This is a genomic window from Leifsonia sp. HAY1-4F, from assembly GCF_056755275.1.
This window is the reverse complement of record NZ_JBNDHX010000272.1, coordinates 1-274: the sequence shown is the minus strand read 5'-3', so window position 1 is coordinate 274 and position 274 is coordinate 1. Positions and strand designations below refer to the sequence as shown.

The window sequence follows — 274 nt, the reverse complement described above, 5'->3', positions numbered from 1 at the left end:
ACTGATATGGCGGCGATCGACAGGAATTCGATGGCGAAATCGCGGTCGGAGACGGTGTCGATCGCGTTGCGGGTAGGCTCGCGGAAGCCGAGCGCCTTGGCGGTCATGTGGCGATCGATCGGGCAGCCGGTGCCGGCAAGCGCTGCGGCGCCGATCGGCGATTCGTCCATGTGTTCGATGGCGTGGCGCACGCGCGAGCGGTCGCGGCCGAACATTTCCACATAGGCCATGCAGTGATGGCCGAAGGTGACGGGCTGCGCCGTCTGCAGATGCG

General features: G+C 66.1%; 1 protein-coding gene. It reads right to left on the bottom strand.

Annotated elements, in window-relative coordinates; translation table 11 throughout:
• Window positions 1-274: lyase family protein (locus tag ACPYOG_RS19505; protein ID WP_481295778.1), on the bottom strand; the 274-nt coding region annotated here is incomplete at both ends.